Here is a 19,225-nt window from a genome sequence, read left to right on the forward strand (position 1 = left end):
TACGAGGTTTATAAGAAGGTTGTTCAGGAGCGGAAGCTGCAACCCGACTAAGCGGCGGGCTGGTCCCAAACCATTCCAATCGACCGGGACCGGCAGGGACGTCCAGGGGCTCGTGGGCGCTGACCCGGTGCAGCATGCGATACCGCCCGCTGGCCTCCAGCAGGGCCGCTATCTCCTCGAGCTGGCTGGCATCGGGTCGAGGTCGCGTCACGCGGCATGCTGCTTCCATGCCCGCGGCGCCTTCATGAGCCAGTGGACCAGAAGGCGACCAGGCGCCTGGCGGCTACCCGTCCGCCTGCGGCACCCCCAGTCTCAGCTCCTGCTGGACATGGGCGAACTGCCCAGGGGCCAGCCTACTGCGCTGTGACGCCAGCCAGCGCAGCGCCTCCAGACCCTCCTCCGTGAAGTGGGCGCGGGCCATGTGCGGCGAACCGGCGCTGACTACCATCAGGCCGCGATCCACCATGCTCTGCACGGCGGCCGGAACCTTCGGTTGCCCGGCACTGCAACATGCCTTTGAAGTAGATCTGCCCCGTCTGCCTCGGGCAACGGATTAGCAGCAGGCCCCGCTGGCGCCAGCTCCTGTGAGAACCAGTTGTGCGGCGGCATGGGAATTACCGCCGCGCGTCAGAGGTGGGTAGTCGAAAGCCTCTCCGGGTGAACACGTGACAACCCCATTCCTAAGCATGCGGCGTCATGTCAGATTGCTTGAAAATCAATGCAGGCCCACCTTCAAAAGGCCTGTCGAACGGGAGGTACACCATGCCGCGACCAGTCCTGTCACGCCGCGCCATGCTCGCTGCGGGCGGCGCTGCCGCCCTGCTGCCGAGGGTGGCCAGCGCTCAGCTCGAACAACGGGTGGTGGTGGTCACCAGCTTCTCGCGCGACGTCACGACCCCCTTCGCCACGGCCTTCGAGAAGGCTCATCCGGGCACCAAAGTCGAGATCCAGAACCGAAACACGAATGCCGCAGTCGCTTTCATCAGAGAGACGCGATCCAGCCCGCCTGACCTGATGTGGGCCAGTGCCCCAGATGCTTTCGAGGTGCTCAAGCAGGGCAATCTGCTTGCCAGGCCACGCATCGACACGTCTGGCATCCCCGAACGCATCGGGGGCCAGCCGACCAACGATCCGGATGGCCGCTATTTCGGGTTTGCGGTCAGCGGCTACGGCATCATGTACAACACGCGTTACCTGCGCGCGAACCGTCTCCCCGAGCCGAAGGAGTGGGCGGATCTAACGAAGCCCGTCTATCAGGGGCATGTCGGCATTTCCGCTCCCAGCCGATCGGGCACCACCCATCTGACCATCGAAACCATTCTCCAGGGTAAGGGCTGGGCGAAGGGCTGGGCTCAACTGCTGGAAATGGCTGGAAACTTCGCACAGGTCTCCGACCGCAGCTTCGGCGTTCCGGATGCCGTGAACAGCGGGCAGTACGGCTTGGGGATCGTGATCGACTTTTTCGGCCTTTCGGCCAAGGCATCCGGGTTCCCGGTAGACTTCGTCTACCCGTCGGTCACCACCCTGGTACCGGCCAACATCGCGATGATCGAGGGCGCGCGAAACCCCAATGCCGCCCAGGCCTTCATTCAGTTCCTGCTCTCGCCCGAGGGCCAGCAGATCCTGCTCGACCCCAAGGTGATGCGCCTGCCGGTGCGTGCCGAAATCTATGCCAAGGCCCCGGCTGGGTTTCCCAACCCCTTCACCAATCCCAGCCTTGGCGCCCGGGTGAAGTTCGACAATGACGTTTCGGAAGTGCGGTACGAGTTGCTCAACAGCCTCTTCGACCGCGCCATCACCTTCCGCCTCCGTGAGCTGGTCGATGCCTGGAAGGCGGTTCGGGCCGCCGAAGCGCAACTAGCCCGCAGCAACAGCCCGGAAGGGCTGCGCCTGCTGGGAGAGGCCCGCGCGAAGCTGACCACCGTTCCTGTCACCGAGGCCCAGGCCGCTGACAAGTCCGTCGCTGGCGCCTTCCGCGCGGCGAAGCCCGACCAGCCTTCTGCGGGCCGTCAGGCGCAGTTCGAGGAGGAATGGGACCGCGCAACCGTAGCGGCCTATGCGGAGGGCAAGCGCCTCGCCGAACAGGCCCTGCGGGCCCGGTGAGCGCGGCCCTGGTGCGCCCCTGGAGGGCGCGGCTACGCTTCGAGGCCAGTGTGAGCCAAGTGATCGCCGCGACGCTGGTCGCGGCTTTTCTGCTGGCCTTCCTGCTGATGCCGGTAGGGCGGGTGATCCTGACCGCGTTCCTCGACCCGGCAGGCGGCTTTACCCTTATCCATTTCGCCGATTTCTTCCGCACCAGCCTGTTCATCGAAAGCTTCTGGAACAGTCTCTATGTCGCAGGGATGAGCGTTGTCTTCGCCTCGGTCCTGGCGGTACCATTGGCAGTCATCCTGGCGCGTTATCGCTTCCCTGGCAGTGCGCTGATCGCAACTCTGGGCGTTCTGCCGCTGGTGATGCCGCCCTTCGTTGGCGCAGTGGCGATGCAGCTCATCTTCGGCCGCAACGGCACCGTCAATCTGCTGCTGATGGACTGGTTCGATCTCCGCCTGGACCTGATGGAGGGGCTTAACGGCGTCATCTTCGTCCAGTCGCTGCACTACTTCCCCTTCATCCTGATGAACCTTTCGGCCTCGCTCGCAAACATCGACGTGTCGATGGAGGAGGCCGGACAAAACCTGGGCGCGCGCGGCCTGACCCTGCTGCGCACCATCGTGCTTCCGCTGTCGCTTCCGGGTTACCTCGCAGGCGCTAGCTTGGTCTTCGTGAAGGTCTTCGACGACCTTGCCACGCCGCTGCTGCTCAATGTCACCAATATGCTGGCGCCGCAGGCCTATCTGCGCGTGACCTCGGTCGGGCTGGCTGATCCGATGGGCTATGTGATCAGCGTGATCCTGATCGCGGTATCGCTCGCCGCCATGGTCGGCTCGGGCCTGCTGCTTCGCGGGCGCGACTACGCCACGGCACAGCGCGGCGGTGGTGGGCTGTCGCATCGGCGCATGACAGCGCGCGGCAAGCTTCTGGCCTGGCTTTTTGTTGTGCCGGTGCTGTTCCTAGTGCTGGCGCCGCATATCGGCATCCTGCTGCTAAGTTTGGCGACTATCTGGTCCTTCAGCCCGCTGCCCGACGCCTTCACCCTGGCCCACTACGGCACCGTACTGCGCGAGACACCACAATTTCTGACCAACACCCTGTTGTTCTGCGGCATCGCCGCGCTGATCGATGTGGTGCTGGGGGTGGTGATTGCCTGGTTGGTACATCGCACCAAGCTGCCCGGTCGGGAGCTGCTTGACCTTGCTGCGATGTCGGCGTTGGCGGTCCCTGGGCTGGTGCTGGGCATCGGCATCTTGCGCACCTATTTCGACACCCATCTGCCTGGAGGTGACTCGCTGGCCACCTGGTGGGGCATGCTGATCATCGTTCTGGCGGTCCGCCGCCTGCCCTACGCCCTGCGCGGTGCTACAGCCGCGCTGCGTCAGGTGCATCGCAGTCTGGAGGAAGCCGCGGAGAATGTTGGCGCCAGCAAGGCCGTGACCCTAACCCGTATCACCGTGCCCCTGATGGCTGGTGGGCTGGCAGCGGCGTTCGTCACCAGCTTTGCCACCGCCGCCGTGGAGCTCTCCGCCACGCTGGTTCTGGTGACACGCGACGTCGATGCACCGATAGCTTATGGGATCTACATCTATATGCAGAGTGCCGCAGGCCGTGGCCCCGGCGCGGCACTGGGCGTCATCGCCGTGCTCGCAGTCGCGCTCTGCACATGGGGCGCACATGCAGTCGCCGAGCGCGAGCGCAGCCGCCGCGTCAGAACGTCTGAAAGCCAGGAGGCCGCATGAGCGTCGAGGTCGAAGCCGTATCCTTTGGATACGGCGCCACGCGGGTGCTGGAAGATGTCTCTCTCTCGGTGCGCAAGGGGGAGTTCTTTGCCTTCCTTGGCCCATCGGGCAGTGGAAAGACCACGTTGCTGCGGCTGATCGCGGGCTTCGGTACGCCCGATCAAGGCCGTATTGTGATCGGCGGAAAGGACATGACCCGTGTTCCGCCCTGGAGCCGCAACGTTGGCCTGGTCTTCCAGAACTACGCGCTATGGCCGCACATGACGGTGGGGCAGAACGTGGCATTCGGCTTGGACCGTCGCGGCATCTCGCGCGCCGACCGCGACCGCAAGGTCCATGCTGCACTTGACCTGGTGGGACTCGCGCACCTGATCGACCGCCGCCCAGCACAATTATCCGGTGGCCAACAGCAGCGCGTCGCCATCGCCCGTACTCTGGCGATCGAACCTGAGGTGCTGCTGCTCGACGAACCACTTTCCAATCTCGATGCCGCCCTGCGCGCCGGGGTACGGCAGGAACTGGTGGAGCTCCAACGCCGCCTGGGCCTGACCACCATCCTGGTCACTCATGACCAGGAGGAGGCAAACGCCGCCGCCGATCGCATGGCCGTTCTTGACGGCGGCAAGGTGCTGCAGGTCGGCCCGCCGACGGAGCTCTACGACCGCCCCGTAAACCGTTTCGTGGCGGGCTTCCTCGGTACGGCGAATCTGATTGAGGGCGAGGTGACTGGCGGCGTCTTCCGTGTCGGCCGCGCCGTGCTGCCATTGGCTGAACCGGCTGCCGACGGCCGTGCCACCCTGGCGCTGCGTCCACAAAGCATGAGGCTTGTGCGGGTGGCCGAACCTGGGGCCTTGCCTGCCAAGGTGCTGCGTGCGGAGTTCCTGGGCGGGCACCTGCGCTACACTCTGGACCTCGACGGCCTGACCCTCATCGCCGAGGAAACCCATCAGCGCGGCTGTGAACCATTGGCACCCGGCGCAGCCATTCTAATAGTTGTGGATCCGCGTCAGGTCTCGGTCATCTAGGTGTTTAGTCCCGGAGTGTAGTGGTACGGTTAGCCATCATGCGTGGAGGGAGGCGTGATGGGCCATGTTCTACACAGCTGCTCCAAGCGCAGGCTGACGGTACGGGCGATGCCGTTGCTTTGCAGATAGTCGACAGCATAGTCAGCCGAAGTCATGACTGGGCGGCAGGCGCAAAGGCCTGTGGCGGTTCGCCGGATGCGGCCCCTTGTATCACTGCCGAGCACGATGGCGGGTTCCCGAATGGTTGCTGACAGCGCAGCGTCCAACCGCTGGCGGCTGCTCCGCTGGTTCATCTCCTCCGCCACCTGTAGCGTGCCGCAGGCGGCAGGGCCCATCGCGTTCTCGCTGGTTGCCCTGGGCCTCACTGGCGACGCCAGCCGCGGCGCGGCCATCGTCCTGGCCATGACACTGGCGCAGGTGGTGGGGGCGGTCCCGATCGCCCGGCTCGGCAGGAACTGGCCCGCTGCCACCTTCCTGAGGGTGCTGGTGGGCGTCCGCACCGCGGCCCTGGTCCTGCTCTCCGCCCTGGCGGCAGGCGGGGCGCCGTTCATCTGGCTCATCCTGGCCGCCGTGGTCGGGGGCTCCGTGAACGGCGCGGCCCACGGGTATCTGCGCTCCGTACTCAACGCGTTGGCACCTGCCTCGCGGCTTCCCCGTGCCCTCGGCATCGCGGCCACGCTCAACGAGCTGACCTTCGTGCTGGCGCCGGTGGCGGCCTCGGGCCTCGGCACCATTTCGCCGGTCTTCGCCGTCCTGGCGCTCGCGGGCCTGGGCGCCATCCCGATGCTGCTGGTGCCGCAGACCCGTTCCACTTCCGTCGAAGGCGTACTCCATGCCGGGGGTTCGGTGCTCAGCCCGTCCATCCTGCTCTGGCTCATGTGTGCCGCGGCGGGTGGGGCCACCGTGGCAGCCATTGAAATCGGCGCCGTCGCGCTAGCGCTGCGGTTCGGCTACGAGCCAGCCCTAGCGTTCCTGTTCACCGTGCCGCTGTGCCTGGCCTCGGTGGCCGGTGGGATCTGGGTCAGCCTGCGCAACCGCATGGCCACGCGGATGGCGGTGGTGGCAAAACTCTCCATCATGACCCTGGGCGCCGCCCTGGTGGCGCTCGAGCAGTCGGTCGCCATGACCGTTCTCGGCGCTGTGCTGGTGGGTTCCGTCCTGGCGCCGCTTGGCACCTACTACTCGCTTGCTCTCGACACGCTGGCTCCACCGCACCGGCGGGCGGAGGTCTTCGCCCTGCTGCGCACCGCCAACTCGTCCGGCGTCATCGTCGCCAGCGCGATCCTGACCGCGGCCTCCCTGTCAGCAACGTCGGTCGCTGTCGCTGGCCTGATGTTCCTCGCCACCTCGACGGTCGCCAGCGCGATGTACCGGCACCAGTCTCGGACTCGTCAGGTGTAGCTGGACCAGAGCGGCATCACTGCTTCCGCCCTACTCGGCAGCCATGTAGGTGGTTGCATTGGGCGCACAGCGACCGGGTCCGGCCGGAAGCGGAATGGCTGCTTCTGAAGCCAAGTGCCGAAAAGCGGATATGCATCTGGCTCTCAGATCCTGTCCGCAGGTAACCCTTTCGCCCCTTTAGGCCGATTTCCACGGGATCGGTCCGAAGGAGCCTAGGTTCTGGGGTGGCTTGCCGCCGCAGCGCTTCCTAGGTCATTCTGCTGGCAGGAGCGCCTTCCCTGAGCCAGCCGCCACGAGGTGGTCCGCCAGTCGTCGCGCATGGGACGGCAGCGCGGCGAGCCGCTTCACGGCCACAACGAGGCGCCGCTCGGCCCAAGGATCTTCGAGGGCCACGGCGACGAGCGAGCCGCGCTCATCCCATTGCCTCGCCGCCGCCTCTGGCACCACGGCGACACCTGCGCCGAGTGCGATCATGCGGCAGGCAGCGTCCAGCCCGCGCACCCGCACGCGCGTGCGCATCCGTCCCCCCACCCGTGCCGCATGCCCGGCTAAGTGCCCGCCGAGCGCGCTGTCGCCGGAGAGGCCCACGAACTCGCTCCCCAGCGCTTCCGCGAAGGCGATCCCGTCACGCCCTGCCAGCGCGTGACCGGGCGGCACCACCAGTACCAGCCGATCAGTCCGGAACGGCATCACCTCCAGCCCTGACAGGTCGGCGTGCCCGGCCGCGATCCCGATCTCGGCCCGCTCCTCCGCCACGGCCCGGGCCACCTCGGGGCTTGGCCGCTCGTCCAGATCGACATCGACATTCGGGTTCGCGACGAGGAAGGCCGCGAGGATCTCGGGCAGATGCACGGTCGCGGCGGCCGTGTTGGCCAGCAGCCGGACATGTCCCTTCAGCCCACGGGCGTACTCGCCCAACTCGCCGCGCATTCGCTCCACCTGCCCGGTCACCAGCCGCGCGTGGTGCAGCAGCGCACGGCCCGCTGGTGTCGGCTCGACCCCGCGCCGCCCGCGCTCCAGCAGAGCAATGCCTGCTTGCGCCTCCATCCCCTGAACCCGGGCACTGGCGGAGGCCAGGGCGAGGCCAGAGCGCGCCGCGCCTGCCGTGATGCTTCCTGCCTCGATCACGTGAAGGAACAGGCGTAGGTCGGTCAGGTCGAAGTGCATCGGGCATGCTCCGGTCGGCTTGCCTTCGTAAAGGGCTGAGGCTGGCTACGCTACTCCCGCATTGTGGCGCAGGGATGCCTAGCCGCAGCATCGCTGCCCATGACCGACCTTCTCCCCTTCGTCCTGCTCATCGCAGGCACATTCCTCTTCGCCGGACTGGTCAAGGGCGTCATCGGCCTTGGCCTGCCCACCGTTTCCATGGGCCTGCTTGGCCTCGCCATGCCGCCCGTCGAGGCCGCGGCCATGCTGCTGGTGCCTTCGTTGGTGACGAACATCTGGCAGCTCCTCGCCGGGCCGCGCTTCGGCGCCCTGCTGCGCCGCCTCTGGCCCATGATGGTGGGCGTCGTGGTGGGCACCCTTGCTGGATCGGGGATCATCGCGGGCACGGCCGCCCACGCCGCGACCGCGGGCCTCGGCGCGGCGCTGGTGCTCTACGCCGTCGTCGGGCTGATGAAGCTGCGGCTGTGCATACCTCCCGGGGCGGAGCGTTGGGCGGGGCCGCTGGTGGGTGCGGTGACGGGGCTGGTCACAGGGGCGACAGGCGTGTTCGTCATCCCGGCCGTGCCGTACCTGGGATCGCTTGGGCTGGAGCGCGACGACCTGGTGCAGGCTCTCGGCCTGTCGTTCACCGTGTCCACCTTTGCCCTGGCGGGCGGTCTCGCCCTGCATGGCGCACTGCCGCTCGCCATCACGGGCACCTCACTGCTTGCCCTCTTGCCCGCGCTCGCTGGCATGGCGCTCGGCGGATGGCTGCGGGCACGGGTCCGTCCGGAGACGTTCCGGCTCTGCTTTTTCTTAGGCCTCCTGGCGCTGGGCGGGGAGCTGCTCTGGAGGGGAGTGGCATGATAGGAAGGACAACGACGCCCGATGCCGCGCGCCCAGGAGTTATCCTGGTGCTCGCGCTGGCTGGCGTCGTCATTGCCCTCTTCGACGCGGCTATACCTCCGATGGTACCCGCCTTAGCTCCGACAGTTGCCACCAACACGATCGAGGGTTGCTTCCCTATCGTTTCGCCAGGCTTGCGCGACATGATGGAGCAGGACTGAACTGGAACGATAGGCCATCAATGTCCGCTATGCGGAAAGCTGATTGGTTGCTCGGATGTCCGAGATTGCTCCGCAGCCATTATTCTCTCCAAGACGTTGTGCATCCTCGCCTCTGTGGCCTGTGCGGCATCGGGGCATGGGAACTCGGCGGCAATGCTTGAGGCACTCAAGTCACTGCCGGGAAGGAGCGTGACCTCCCTGCAACAACAGACCGCTAGAGCCGGGTAGCGGAGCGGGAGAGGCAGCGATGGTGGAACAACTGATCCCAAGTTGCCCAAAGCAGCTCCGAGCGTCCGCTGCGACTCTTCGGCGCCTCCATGCGGCGCCGATGGTTTTGTAACCGCAATCTCCAAGAGCGCGTTGTCCGGCCGGTTCCTGCGGCACGGAGCATGCCCCATGAGTACAGCTTTCGGTTCAGAGCCGCGCCCTCCAGCCCAGGTGCAGCCACCGGCAAGTCCTGATGCCGCACATTTGTTGACCGTCGTGGTCTGCGTGGTGACGGTAGGTGCGCTCTACCTCGCGCGCGACGTGCTGATCCCCATCACGCTCGCCGTTCTCCTCTCCTTCGTGCTGGCCCCCGTGGTGGCGCTCCTGAGACGGCTCAGCCTGCCGCGCGTCGCCGCCGTGCTGATGGCGGTCATGCTCGCGCTCGGCACCATCACGCTGATCGGCAGCGTGATTGGTGTGCAGATCGCCAGCCTCGCCCGGGACGCACCGCGCTATCAGCGCGTCATTCAGGAAAAGGTGGATAACGTCCAGGGCACCTTCCTGGGCCGGATCAACGACCTGTCCCGCAGGTTCAACAACGAGGCCGCCACGGCTCCCGAGGCACCGTCCACCGCTTCACCACCTAGCAGCGGCAATGCGCCTGCCCTTCCGGGGGCAAGCACCGGCGCGAACAGCGAGACCCGCCCTGTTCCGGTGGAGGTCCGCCCCGCCGAGTCCTCGGCCCTCGACCTCGCGCGCACCTTCATCTCGCCCGTGCTCGGCCCGCTGGAGACCACCTTCATCGTCCTCATCGTCAGCATTTTCGTGCTGCTGCAGCAGGAGGACCTGCGCGACCGCCTGATCCGCCTGTTCGGCTCCAACGACCTGCACCGCACCACCGAGGCGCTGGACGACGCCGGGCGGCGGCTGAGCAAGTACTTCCTGGCCCAGCTCATGGTGAACAGCTGCTTCGGTGTGCTGGTCGCGGTCGGCTTGTTCCTGATCGGGGTCCCCAGCCCGATCGTCTGGGGCATCCTCGCCGCGCTGTTCCGCTTCGTCCCCTATATCGGCGCCGTCCTGGCCGCCGCGTTTCCCCTGTTGCTGGCGGCGGGCACGGAGCCGGGTTGGTCCATGGTCGTCTGGACGGCCGCGCTGTTCCTGATTTCCGAGCCCCTCATCGGCCAGGTGGTCGAACCAATGGTGTATGGCCACAGCACCGGCCTTTCGCCTGTTTCGGTCATCGTCGCCGCCATCTTCTGGACTTGGCTCTGGGGTCCCATAGGGCTGATCCTCGCCACGCCCCTGACGCTCTGCCTCGTGGTACTGGGGCGGCATGTGGAAAGACTAGAGTTCCTCGATGTCCTGCTGGGGGACCGCCCAGCGCTGACGCCGGTGCAGAACTTCTACCAGCGCGTCCTGGCTGGCGACACGGATGAGACACTGGCCCAGGCGGAGACCCTGCTCCAGGACCGCTCGCTCACCGCCTATTACGACGAGGTGGCCCTGAGGGGCCTGCGCCTCGCCGCCACGGACCTGGAGCGCGGCGTGCTGCGGCCGGAGCGGCTGGAGCGTATCAGGATGGCCGTGTCGGGCCTGGTGAATGACCTGTCGGACGTTCCCGACCAGAATCCGCCGGAGAAAGACCAGAAGGCGGCCGGTGCGGCACCCGCCGGGACCAGCGTGTCCGAAAAGGCCGTTCCGCACCTGCCTGTACCCGACGTGCCGCTGCCGCCACGGACCGAGCGTGTGGGAAGCTGGGCCTCGGACAACCCGGTGCTTTGCCTTGCCGGACGGGGCCCGCTGGATGAATCCGCCTCGGCCATGCTGGCGCAGCTGCTGACCAAGCATGGCCTCGGTGCCCGCGTGGTCCCGCACGAAGCCAGTTCGCGCGAGCAGGTTGGGCGCCTCGACACCGCCGGGGTCGCAATGGTTTGCATCTCCTACCTCGACATCAGCGGCAACCCCGCCCATCTGCGCTACCTCCTGCGCCGCCTGAAGCAGCGCCTCCCGGGCATACCCATGCTTGTCGGCCTCTGGCCGGAAGGTGAGGCGGTGCTGAGCGATGCAACCCAAGCCAAGGCCGTCGGCGCGGATTACTACACGGCCTCCCTGCGTGACGCGGTCACCCGTTGCCTCATGGTCGCCGCTTCGGGCGCTCAGGACCCGGCCAAGGGGGCTGTGGTCATGCAGCAGGAGCCTGCTTCGGAAGAGGGGCCGGTTTGATTCCGCCTATCAGGCCAACAAGCATCTATCGCCAAGCTCCTGCCAGATGGCCAGCCAAGCCACGATACTTGGTAGTGCCGTCTGAAGCCGCAGGAATCCGATGCATCATGAGCCGAGATGGGAACTCAGCCGCCGATGCCGAAGTAACAAGGCTCTCCGTGTCCGTGCGGCTTGCATGGCCGCATGGACATCCTCTTCCAGCCCTCATCAGAGAAGCTGACCGGCGGCAGAGGCATCTCGAAGAGGCAAAGGAGCAGAGGGCGCCACACAAGCGCCGGGTCAGACGTTGACGTCATTCAGGGAGGCTTCATGGCTGAGCAGAATGCCCTTCGAGGGCTGCTCCATCACCAGCTTCAGCTGATCGTGTCCGGCCTGCGCGACGGCGTCATCCTGATCGAGCCGGATCAGACACTGACCTGGGCAAACCAGGCCGCGCTCAGGATGCATGGCGTCGAGCGGGTCGAGGATCTTGGCGCCACCGTGTCCGAGTACCGGGCGCGCTTCGAGCTACGCTACAGGAACAAGCACCGGCTTCCCGCGGGTGAGTACCCCATGGAGCGGGTGGTCGCGGGTGAGGTGTTCGACGAGGTGACCGTGGAGGTTGCGCCCGCGGGCGCACCCGATCCGCAGTGGACCCACCACATCCGCAGCCTGGTGCTGAATGACGCGGCAGGCATGCCGGATTGCCTTGTCCTGATCATCGACGACCAGAGCGAGCGCTACGACGCCGAGCAGCGCTTCGAGCGAACCTTTTCCGCCAACCCTGCCCCCGCCATCATCCTGCGGCTGTCGGACCTCCGCTACATCAAAGTCAACCGCGGCTTCCTGGAGATGACCGGGTACGGGGAAGATCAAGTCATCGGGCGATCCGGCCTCGAGATCGACGTGCTGGAGAATGCCGCACGTCGGGAACTTGCTGTCGAGCGCCTGCGGGAAGGCCGCACCATCCCGCAGATGGAGGCCACGCTTCAGCTACCAGATGGGGGCGAGAAGCTTGTCCTCGTCGCGGGCCAGCCTATCGAAGTGGGCAATACCGATTGCATGCTCTTCACCTTCGCCGACCTCACGGCACGGCAGCAGGCGCACCAGAGCCTGCGCCACAGCGAGGAGCGCTTCGCGAAGGCCTTTCGCCTGGTGGCGACACCCACCGTGGTGGCGCTGCGCGACGATTGCAGCTTCCTCTCGGTCAATGAGGCGTTTGTTCGGGAGAGCGGCTATCCTGAGACGGAACTCATTGGCCGCAGGCCGGACGACCTGAGCCTGTGGGACAACGAGGCAGAGCGGCTGGCGCTCGAGCAGCAGATCAAGCTGACAGGCTCGGTCAGGAACCACGAGATGGGCCTGCGCACACGCAACGGCAACGTTCTCGATTGCCTAGTGTCTGCCGACACCGTGGATATCGCCGGGCAGGATTGCGTGCTGCTGACGGTGCAGGACATCACGGAGCGCAAGCGCACCGAGCAGGAGATCGTGGCCGCCATCGAGGAGGTGATGAAGGACACCTCCTGGTTCACGAACGTCGTGCTGGACAAGCTGGCGCACTTGCGGCGGCCTGGAAGCTCAGTGGCTGCGCCAGTCGAAGAGATCGACGCCTTGCCTGCACGCGCGAAGGAAGTGCTCGCACTCGTCTGCAAAGGGTTGGACGATGTTGCCATCGCCGCAAGGCTCGGGGTGGCCCGGAACACGGTGCGCAACCACATGGCGAGCCTCTATCGCCGCGCTCAGGTTCGCAGCCGGTCAGCGCTGATCGTCTGGGCCCGCGAGCGCGGCTTCTTCGGTGAAGCTTCGGGCCCCAAGAAGCTCCGCAGGGCAGGCTAGTCCTCTGGCACCAGGAGATGGTGCAGCACGACTAGAGGCAGCCGTGACGTTTTGGCGCCCCGGCCGAACCATGTCTGCCGCTGCGTGTTGAACCGCCAGTGGTGCCGTCTTGCCTGGCTCCGGGCCTGCAGTGCGACGCCTTCCTCCTGAGGACGCTCAACATGGACAATGATCGGATTGCTGGCGCTGCCAAGCAGGTGAAGGGGTCTGTCAAAGAAGCCATCGGCAAGATCACCGGCGACACCAAGATACAGGCCGAAGGCACGACCGAGAAGGCGGCTGGCAAGGTCCAGAACACCGTCGGTGGTGCGAAGGACACGCTGCGGGACGCCGCGGACAAGTAGACGTCTCTCCATTCGTGAGCGAGGGCCGCCGAAGAACCGGCGGCGTCGGCCTGTCACGCACATCAATCCGGGTCACGTCCCACCCGGAAACTCACACCCCCAGCGAAGGCGGGAGCCATCGAACATGCAAACCACAGTCACAGGGTCCCGGGGACCGGCAACTGCCACGGCCGTGCTGCCAGAGGGCGCGCCCTCGCTGTTTTCGCGCGTGTCCTGGGGCGCGGTCATTGCTGGCGCCGTTGTGGCGCTCGCAGTCGGGCTGATGCTGAACGCCCTCGGTGCCGGGGTCGGCGCCACCACGGTCGATGCCACCGCCCGCGACACTCCTGCCGCCTCGTCCTTCGGCATCGGCGCGGCCATCTGGGTGCTGGTGTCCAACCTGATCGGCCTCGCGGTCGGGGGCTACACCGCCGCGCGCCTGTCCGGCACCTCCGACAACACTGACGGCACGCTGCACGGTCTGGCCGTGTGGGGCACCACCTTCCTGATCTCGGCGGTGCTGCTGGGCAACCTGGTGTCGGGCATCGCCTCCACCGCCACCACCGGTGCGTCCAACCTGCTGGGCGGCGTCGCCCGGGGTGCCGGGTCGGTTGCCTCCACCGCAGGGCAGCAGGTCGCGGACCGGACCAGCACCGGCACTTTGCAGTCGGCAGCCCAGGGTGTGGTGGATCGTGTGCAGGGCGCCTTGAGCGGCTCGGGTGGTGACCCTGCGGCGATGACCTCCGACCAGCGCAAGGCCGAGATCGGCACCCTGGCGACCCGCCGCGTGACGGACGGCCAGTTGTCGCAGCAGGACCGCGACCGCCTGAACCAACTGGTGGCCGCCGAGTACGGCATCAGCCCGCAGGACGCGCAACAGCGGGTGCAGCAGGCCGAGCAGCAGGCGACCCAGGCGGCGCAGCGGGCCGAGGAGACGGCACGGCGCGCAGCGGACGCCGCCGCACGGGGTGCTTCGATCGCGGGCTTCTCGATCTTCGGCATCATGCTGCTCGGCGGAATTGCGGCGGTGATCGGGGCGCGCCGCGGCACCCGCGACCTGCTCGCGTTCCGGAACACGCGTGTCGCCTGATCGCAACACAGGAGGACGGGGCGGTAGCACCGCCGCGCCCTCCGGCGAGCGCGAAGCGGCCGAGCCGGTCGAGCAGATGATCCCGCTCGCCAAGGAGGTTCTCCGGGTCGGCCAGCGCACGGTGGAGACCGGCCGTGTCCGGGTGTCGGTGACCACCGAGACGGCGGAGGAGACCGTCCGCGAGAGCTTGCGCACCCGGCGCGCGGAAGTCCAGCGCGTCATGCTCGGCCACGAGGTTCGGGAAGCGCCGCAAGCCCGCGAGGAGGACGGCGTGCTCGTCATCCCCGTGGTCGAGGAAATCCTCGTCGTCGAGAAGCGCCTCGTCCTGAAGGAGGAGATCCGCCTGCGCTTCGTCGATACCGAGGAGACCGTGGAGCAGACCGTCGAACGGCGGGTGCAGCGTGCCACGGTTGCGAGAACGCCACCCCAGGAGGCCGGTGAACCCGCACCCGGGACGGCCACCATGAACGGCAACAACGAGGAGCCTAAGCCATGATGCGCATGATCACCGCCATGTTCGACAGCCGCAGCCAAGCCGATCAGGCGGTGCAGCGGCTGACGCAGGAACTCAACATCGACCGCGACCTCGTCCAGGTCTACGCGGCCGAGACGACGTCCACTACGGCTGCACCCGCGTCCGGCACGCAGGACGCAGGCCTGTGGGCAACGCTGAAAGACCTCTTTGTCCCGGACGAAGACCGCTACGCCTATGCTGAAGGCATGCGTCGGGGCAGCACCGTGGTGTCCGCCCAGGTTGAGGAAGGCATGCTCGACGATGCCATGAGCATCCTGGAGAACCAGGGTGCCGTGGACCTGGACAGCCGCGAGGCCGAGTGGCGGCAGTCCGGCTGGACCGGCTACCAGGCTGGCGCCGCGGCCGATACCACCGTTGCGAGTTCTCCCTCCACCACCGGCTTGGGCGTCGCAGCCACGGGCGTGGCCGCGCAGACCGGGCTGGAGAACAGGACCGCGACGACGGGGAGCGCCACGCAGGTCGGCGGCGAGCAGGTCATCCCGATCGTCGAGGAGCAGATCCGGGTCGGCAAGCGCGACGTGGAGCGCGGCCGTGTGCGGGTGCGCTCCTACATGGTCGAGACGCCTGTGTCCGAGCAGGTCTCCCTGCGCGAGGAGCGTGTCGAGGTGCAGCGCCGCGCCGTCGACCGTCCGTTGACGGACGCCGACGATGCTTTCCGCGAGCAGACCATCGAGGCCACGGAGCACCGTGAGGAGGCGATTGTCTCGAAGGAAGCCCGCGTCGTGGAGGAGGTCTCGATCCGCAAGGACACCGGGGAGCACGTCGAGACCGTGCATGACACGGTGCGGCGCCAGGAGGTCGAGATCGACGACACGACAGGCGCCCGCACTGCGGGCAGCGCTGGTGCCGCCGGGGCCGGGAACAGCAACCCGCCGGGCACGGTGGCGAGCCGCGCCGTTGACGACGCGCTCGGCACCAACATCAGCGGCGCGAACCCCACGCGGAAAGACTGAGCGACCAAGTATCTGAAGGGGCGGGGCAGGATCTACTCTGCCCCGCCCCCCTTGCAACGAGCGCCTAGTTAGGCCAGCGGAACCGCTTCCGGCGAGGGCGTGCTGAGTGGCTGGGCGGCGGACTGGGCCAGCCCTCCTGCGCAAAGGATGCGGCTGCTTTTCTCCATCCGAAGCCGCGATGCAGTCATGGACGCCCTTCCTATCGGGACAAGGCAGAGGAAGTCAGCGCTTCTGTTTCATGTGGTAAATTCCTGAGAAGTTCTCTTGTCGCCGCATACTCCGGGCCGGAGCCATTGCAGCTCAAGAATTCTTCTATGCTCATTTCAGTGACATGGCCGCCCGAAGCCGGGTTCGCTTCATGCCGGATGAACATGAGGTTTGTGGCCTCACTTTTTATCAGTCGCCAGACATCGCCGTTCTGGCTCCTGTAGATGTTGAAGGACGAGAGGGACATGTTCCGGCTCCTCATTACAGGGAGCCGCTCCGGTAAGTGTCACTTCGTGCTTGCCCCCTCGCCTCAACGCCTCTCGACGATATGGGCTTCCTTACCAGCGGCTCATGTCCGTTTTCAGGAAGTCGAACCTGCTCATGTGGGGACTGCTATGCGCTAAGCCGACCTAGTCGAACTATCCACGGTCATTCAGATAGGCCCAGAGTTCCGGGCCGCTCAGGTCACGGTAGTCACAGCGCTCGACGTCAGCCGCGGCCTCGTCAAGCAACAGCCCCAGGATGGCGTCGAGTTCGGCTTCATCCTCAGGAGAAGGCACGGTACGGGTCGCGTCCATCGTCGCCTCCGGTACGGTTCCTGACCGCCAGCGTCATGGATGCCCGTCGGTCAGTGAGTTCGTTACCCGATGGATAAGCAGGTCCAGAGGTCACCGCCACCACAAACGCGATGAATGACTCAGGGCAGGCACCGATCTGCCGCCCTGTTGTCCCGGCTCCATCATTCAAGCCTGGCGCCCGGCAGCTGACTGGCTTCTGGACGGCGGTGCAGGCAGGTACGGTGCCCAGGGCGCGGAGCAGGAATCCACGCCTTCGGGAGACAGGCGATGTGCAATCTCTACTCCATGACCAGCAACCAGCGAGCCATCCTGGAGCTGACCCGAGCCACACGGGACTGCACCGGAAACCTCCCTTCCCTGCCCGCTATCTACCCCGACAGCATGGCGCCGGTTGTGCGGCAGGCGGAGGACGGTGAGCGGGAGCTGGCCATGCTGCGCTGGGGCATGCCGGGCCCGGAGCAGTACGGTGGCCACCCGGTGACCAACATCCGCAACACCCGCAGCCCGCACTGGCGCCGGTGGCTCGGCCCTGGGCACCGCTGCCTGGTGCCGGTGACGTCCTTCTCCGAGTGGGAGGACACCAAGCCTCGGAAGACGCCGGTGTGGTTTGCGTTGTCAGAGGAACGGCCGCTCTTCGCCTTCGCGGGCATCTGGACCCGCTGGACCGGCACCCGTGGCCCCAAGTCGAACCCGGTCGAGGGAGAGCACGAGCTCTACGGCTTCCTGACCTGTGACCCGAACGAGACCGTGGGCGCCATCCACCCGAAGGCGATGCCGGTGCTGCTGACCACGCCGGACGAGATGGACACTTGGCTGGAGGCGCCGTGGGAGGTCGCCCGCGAGCTGCAGCGCCCGCTGCCGGACGCCGACATGCTCATCGTGTCCAAGGGCAACCGCAAGGAACCCGACTACTCGGGTTCTCCACCTCAGCGGCGGTGCGGTGTCGCCCTGGCGACGAGCACTTCCTCGTGCAGGCGGCAGCATCCCGGTAAGGCCCGATAACGAGACCTATGACTTGTTATCGAAACCCACCGCCCCTACGATATCTTGGAAAGGGCTGAAATCAATCCATGGCAAGGGCAAGCAGCCAGAGCGCGCAGAGATACCCCCTGTCCTCCATCCTGGGCACAGACGCTGGGGTCCGGCTGGCGCGCGAGCTGGCGCGGCATGGCGGCCAGCTTTCCGCTCCGGATCTCGTCCGTCGCACCGGTCTCGCCAAGGCGAGCGTGGCGAGAGGTCTTGAGGCATTGGTGGGGGCGGGCGCCGTGGACACGGCCGGAACCGGCCGGAGCGTGCTGTACCGCCTGCGCCCGGAGCATCCCCTGGCTCCCGCGCTGTCCGCGCTGTTCGAAGCGGAGGAGCGGCGGTTCCAGAACATCTTGGAGGGCGCCAGGAGCGCGGCGGAGGCGGCCGGGCCGGGGCTGGTGGCGCTCTGGCTGTTCGGCAGCGTCGCGCGTGGCGAGGACCGGGCGGACAGCGACCTCGACTTGGCGCTGGTGGGCGAGCCTGCGGCGTTGCCTCGGCTGGCAGACGCTTTCCGGGACGCGCTGGTGGCACCAGCCGGTAGGATGGGCTTCTCCCCCTCGGTGGTGGCGCTGGGGACCGACGACGTGGCGAGGCTGGCGGGCCAGTGCGACCCTTGGTGGATGGGCGTAACTCGGGACGCGGTGCCCCTGGTCGGCCAGCGCCCGGACGACTTAGCTATGGCGCTCGCACGCGCCGCGGGAACAGTAGCCGCATGACCAGGAAGGGCGCGGCGAAGAGCGTCGACGCCACCTTCGGGACCGAGCGCCTGAAAATCGCGCGGGCCTACCTGAAGGCGGCCCGGAACGAGGTCCTGCTGGCGGAGGACGGCGACATCGGCAACCCCGCGATGTCCCAGATCGTCAACGCCGTGATCGCGTTCACGGATGCCCTGACGGCGCGGTACGCGGGGAGGGCGAACCAGCAGGATCACGCCGCCGCAGTGAAGGCGTTGCGCGACGCCCTCGGCAACCGCCTCCCGACCGCCCAGGAAACCAACCTTCGTCGGATCCTGGGCGAGAAGGACGAGGTGCAGTACGGGACGCGCGCCCGCAGCAAGGCTGACGCCGAGGCCCTCCTGAGCCGTCTCGAGGAGTTCGCATTCTGGGTCGAGACCGAGATGGCGCGGCCGAAGTGAGAGGCAGCCATGGAGACATTGATCTCGCTGACCGACGACGAGGCGGCCTTCGCGCGCTCCCTGGTCGAGAGCGGACAGCACCCCAGCCTCGCCGCAGTCCTCCGGCGAGGGCTTGAGCTTCTGCGGCACGATGTCGAGGAGCGCGACGCGGAACTCCGGGCACTGCGGAAGCTGGTCGAGCGGCGCAGTGCGGAGAACTTCGTCGGTCTCGCGGAAGGCGAGGTGGAAATCCATGCGATGTTGGAGCGGAGGAAGGCGCGAGGCGCCAGGACGTGCTGCCCCTGGGCTGCCTAGCGCACTGACGCCAAACTGACCCTGGGCTAGGCCAACGAGCACGTGGCCGAGTGCCGGGACCGCCTGGCCAAGGGCATCGAGACGGCCCGCAAACAAATGGACGACGGCCACAGCAGCGATAATGCAGCGGCGGTCCAGGGGTGCCCGCTTGCTTGCCGCGCTGGAGGCCGCCCACCTCACTATGAGCGAGGCCAGCCGCGCCTGAGCTGGCCGACGCGACCTTCGTCGCGCCCGTAGCACGGCTGCGACCGGCTGGGGCTTCAGCCGGTCATCACCGATTCGCTCTGTCCTCGAGATCCTCGTCTGCTGAGGCTGCGACCAAAAAGCAGGCGCCTTTACAGTAATTTAGATCAAGCGGCTGGCT

The 19,225-nt window shown here is 66.8% G+C and carries 18 protein-coding genes; 15 read left to right on the forward strand and 3 right to left on the reverse strand.

Annotated features, from left to right (window positions below):
• Positions 1 to 762 precede the first annotated feature (762 nt).
• The 4 genes from IBL25_RS04320 to IBL25_RS04335 all read left to right on the forward strand — a co-directional run bounded on the left by IBL25_RS04320 (position 763) and on the right by IBL25_RS04335 (position 6,259).
• Complete coding sequence (locus IBL25_RS04320; RefSeq protein WP_187777331.1) at positions 763 to 2,103, forward strand: ABC transporter substrate-binding protein; 1,341 nt, start codon at positions 763 to 765, stop codon at positions 2,101 to 2,103.
• Positions 2,104 to 2,153: 50 nt separating this feature from the next.
• Positions 2,154 to 3,833: an ABC transporter permease gene (locus IBL25_RS04325; protein ID WP_367615557.1), complete on the forward strand. Its 1,680-nt coding sequence runs from the start codon at positions 2,154 to 2,156 to the stop codon at positions 3,831 to 3,833.
• On the forward strand, positions 3,830 to 4,858 hold the full coding sequence (locus tag IBL25_RS04330; RefSeq protein ID WP_187777333.1) for an ABC transporter ATP-binding protein: 1,029 nt from the start codon (positions 3,830 to 3,832) through the stop codon (positions 4,856 to 4,858). The genes IBL25_RS04325 and IBL25_RS04330 overlap by 4 nt, the downstream gene beginning before the upstream one ends.
• A 240-nt stretch (positions 4,859 to 5,098) precedes the next feature.
• On the forward strand, positions 5,099 to 6,259 hold the full coding sequence (locus tag IBL25_RS04335; protein ID WP_202986676.1) for an MFS transporter: 1,161 nt from the start codon (positions 5,099 to 5,101) through the stop codon (positions 6,257 to 6,259).
• Positions 6,260 to 6,511: 252 nt separating this feature from the next.
• Here IBL25_RS04335 and IBL25_RS04340 read toward each other — a convergent pair whose 3' ends face one another.
• The gene (locus tag IBL25_RS04340; RefSeq protein WP_187777335.1) at positions 6,512 to 7,426 is read right to left on the reverse strand and encodes a LysR family transcriptional regulator; all 915 of its coding nucleotides are present in this window, start codon (positions 7,424 to 7,426) and stop codon (positions 6,512 to 6,514) included.
• Positions 7,427 to 7,525: 99 nt separating this feature from the next.
• On the opposite strand from IBL25_RS04340, the gene IBL25_RS04345 reads away from it, so the two are divergent.
• From IBL25_RS04345 to IBL25_RS04375, 7 genes are all read left to right on the forward strand, one after another.
• A complete protein-coding gene (locus tag IBL25_RS04345; protein WP_187777336.1) occupies positions 7,526 to 8,272 on the forward strand; it encodes a sulfite exporter TauE/SafE family protein in 747 nt (248 codons plus the stop codon).
• A gap of 671 nt (positions 8,273 to 8,943) precedes the next feature.
• A complete protein-coding gene (locus IBL25_RS04350) occupies positions 8,944 to 10,902 on the forward strand; it encodes an AI-2E family transporter (RefSeq protein ID WP_238940212.1) in 1,959 nt (652 codons plus the stop codon).
• A gap of 309 nt (positions 10,903 to 11,211) precedes the next feature.
• The gene (locus IBL25_RS04355) at positions 11,212 to 12,720 is read left to right on the forward strand and encodes a PAS domain S-box protein (protein WP_187777338.1); all 1,509 of its coding nucleotides are present in this window, start codon (positions 11,212 to 11,214) and stop codon (positions 12,718 to 12,720) included.
• A gap of 161 nt (positions 12,721 to 12,881) precedes the next feature.
• Positions 12,882 to 13,064: a CsbD family protein gene (locus tag IBL25_RS04360; RefSeq protein ID WP_187777339.1), complete on the forward strand. Its 183-nt coding sequence runs from the start codon at positions 12,882 to 12,884 to the stop codon at positions 13,062 to 13,064.
• Between the two features lie 241 nt (positions 13,065 to 13,305).
• Positions 13,306 to 14,133, forward strand: a complete 828-nt coding sequence (locus IBL25_RS04365) for a hypothetical protein (protein WP_367615558.1) — start codon at positions 13,306 to 13,308, stop codon at positions 14,131 to 14,133.
• Positions 14,123 to 14,629, forward strand: coding sequence for a YsnF/AvaK domain-containing protein (locus IBL25_RS04370; protein ID WP_187777340.1), 507 nt, complete (start codon positions 14,123 to 14,125; stop codon positions 14,627 to 14,629). Before IBL25_RS04365 ends, IBL25_RS04370 begins: the two co-directional genes overlap by 11 nt.
• The gene (locus IBL25_RS04375) at positions 14,626 to 15,621 is read left to right on the forward strand and encodes a YsnF/AvaK domain-containing protein (RefSeq protein ID WP_187777341.1); all 996 of its coding nucleotides are present in this window, start codon (positions 14,626 to 14,628) and stop codon (positions 15,619 to 15,621) included. Before IBL25_RS04370 ends, IBL25_RS04375 begins: the two co-directional genes overlap by 4 nt.
• A gap of 199 nt (positions 15,622 to 15,820) precedes the next feature.
• Here the strand turns inward: IBL25_RS04375 and IBL25_RS04380 are convergent, their stop codons facing one another.
• Positions 15,821 to 16,075: a hypothetical protein gene (locus IBL25_RS04380; protein ID WP_187777342.1), complete on the reverse strand. Its 255-nt coding sequence runs from the start codon at positions 16,073 to 16,075 to the stop codon at positions 15,821 to 15,823.
• A 172-nt stretch (positions 16,076 to 16,247) separates the two neighbouring features.
• The gene (locus tag IBL25_RS04385; protein ID WP_187777343.1) at positions 16,248 to 16,406 is read right to left on the reverse strand and encodes a hypothetical protein; all 159 of its coding nucleotides are present in this window, start codon (positions 16,404 to 16,406) and stop codon (positions 16,248 to 16,250) included.
• Between the two features lie 267 nt (positions 16,407 to 16,673).
• Between IBL25_RS04385 and IBL25_RS04390 the strand changes: the two genes are divergently transcribed.
• From IBL25_RS04390 to IBL25_RS04405, 4 genes are all read left to right on the forward strand, one after another.
• On the forward strand, positions 16,674 to 17,408 hold the full coding sequence (locus IBL25_RS04390; RefSeq protein ID WP_238940213.1) for an SOS response-associated peptidase: 735 nt from the start codon (positions 16,674 to 16,676) through the stop codon (positions 17,406 to 17,408).
• A gap of 68 nt (positions 17,409 to 17,476) precedes the next feature.
• Positions 17,477 to 18,148 carry a helix-turn-helix domain-containing protein gene (locus IBL25_RS04395; RefSeq protein ID WP_187777344.1) on the forward strand — a complete coding sequence of 224 codons (672 nt, stop codon included), beginning with the start codon at positions 17,477 to 17,479 and terminating at the stop codon, positions 18,146 to 18,148.
• The gene (locus IBL25_RS04400; RefSeq protein WP_187777345.1) at positions 18,145 to 18,567 is read left to right on the forward strand and encodes a hypothetical protein; all 423 of its coding nucleotides are present in this window, start codon (positions 18,145 to 18,147) and stop codon (positions 18,565 to 18,567) included. Before IBL25_RS04395 ends, IBL25_RS04400 begins: the two co-directional genes overlap by 4 nt.
• A 9-nt stretch (positions 18,568 to 18,576) precedes the next feature.
• Complete coding sequence (locus IBL25_RS04405; RefSeq protein WP_187777346.1) at positions 18,577 to 18,861, forward strand: ribbon-helix-helix domain-containing protein; 285 nt, start codon at positions 18,577 to 18,579, stop codon at positions 18,859 to 18,861.
• The last annotated feature ends 364 nt before the right edge of the window (positions 18,862 to 19,225 follow it).

The organism is Pseudoroseomonas ludipueritiae (assembly GCF_014490445.1).
Classification (GTDB): domain Bacteria; phylum Pseudomonadota; class Alphaproteobacteria; order Acetobacterales; family Acetobacteraceae; genus Pseudoroseomonas; species Pseudoroseomonas ludipueritiae.

Coding starts and splice junctions, on each gene's coding strand:
- IBL25_RS04320 (WP_187777331.1), top strand. CDS start 763: ATGCCGCGACCAGTCCTGTCACGCCGCGCCATGCTCGCTGCGGGCGGC.
- IBL25_RS04330 (WP_187777333.1), top strand. CDS start 3,830: ATGAGCGTCGAGGTCGAAGCCGTATCCTTTGGATACGGCGCCACGCGG.
- IBL25_RS04335 (WP_202986676.1), top strand. CDS start 5,099: ATGGTTGCTGACAGCGCAGCGTCCAACCGCTGGCGGCTGCTCCGCTGG.
- IBL25_RS04340 (WP_187777335.1), bottom strand. CDS start 7,426: ATGCACTTCGACCTGACCGACCTACGCCTGTTCCTTCACGTGATCGAG.
- IBL25_RS04345 (WP_187777336.1), top strand. CDS start 7,526: ATGACCGACCTTCTCCCCTTCGTCCTGCTCATCGCAGGCACATTCCTC.
- IBL25_RS04355 (WP_187777338.1), top strand. CDS start 11,212: ATGGCTGAGCAGAATGCCCTTCGAGGGCTGCTCCATCACCAGCTTCAG.
- IBL25_RS04360 (WP_187777339.1), top strand. CDS start 12,882: ATGGACAATGATCGGATTGCTGGCGCTGCCAAGCAGGTGAAGGGGTCT.
- IBL25_RS04375 (WP_187777341.1), top strand. CDS start 14,626: ATGATGCGCATGATCACCGCCATGTTCGACAGCCGCAGCCAAGCCGAT.
- IBL25_RS04380 (WP_187777342.1), bottom strand. CDS start 16,075: ATGTCCCTCTCGTCCTTCAACATCTACAGGAGCCAGAACGGCGATGTC.
- IBL25_RS04385 (WP_187777343.1), bottom strand. CDS start 16,406: ATGGACGCGACCCGTACCGTGCCTTCTCCTGAGGATGAAGCCGAACTC.
- IBL25_RS04390 (WP_238940213.1), top strand. CDS start 16,674: ATGTGCAATCTCTACTCCATGACCAGCAACCAGCGAGCCATCCTGGAG.
- IBL25_RS04395 (WP_187777344.1), top strand. CDS start 17,477: ATGGCAAGGGCAAGCAGCCAGAGCGCGCAGAGATACCCCCTGTCCTCC.
- IBL25_RS04400 (WP_187777345.1), top strand. CDS start 18,145: ATGACCAGGAAGGGCGCGGCGAAGAGCGTCGACGCCACCTTCGGGACC.
- IBL25_RS04405 (WP_187777346.1), top strand. CDS start 18,577: ATGGAGACATTGATCTCGCTGACCGACGACGAGGCGGCCTTCGCGCGC.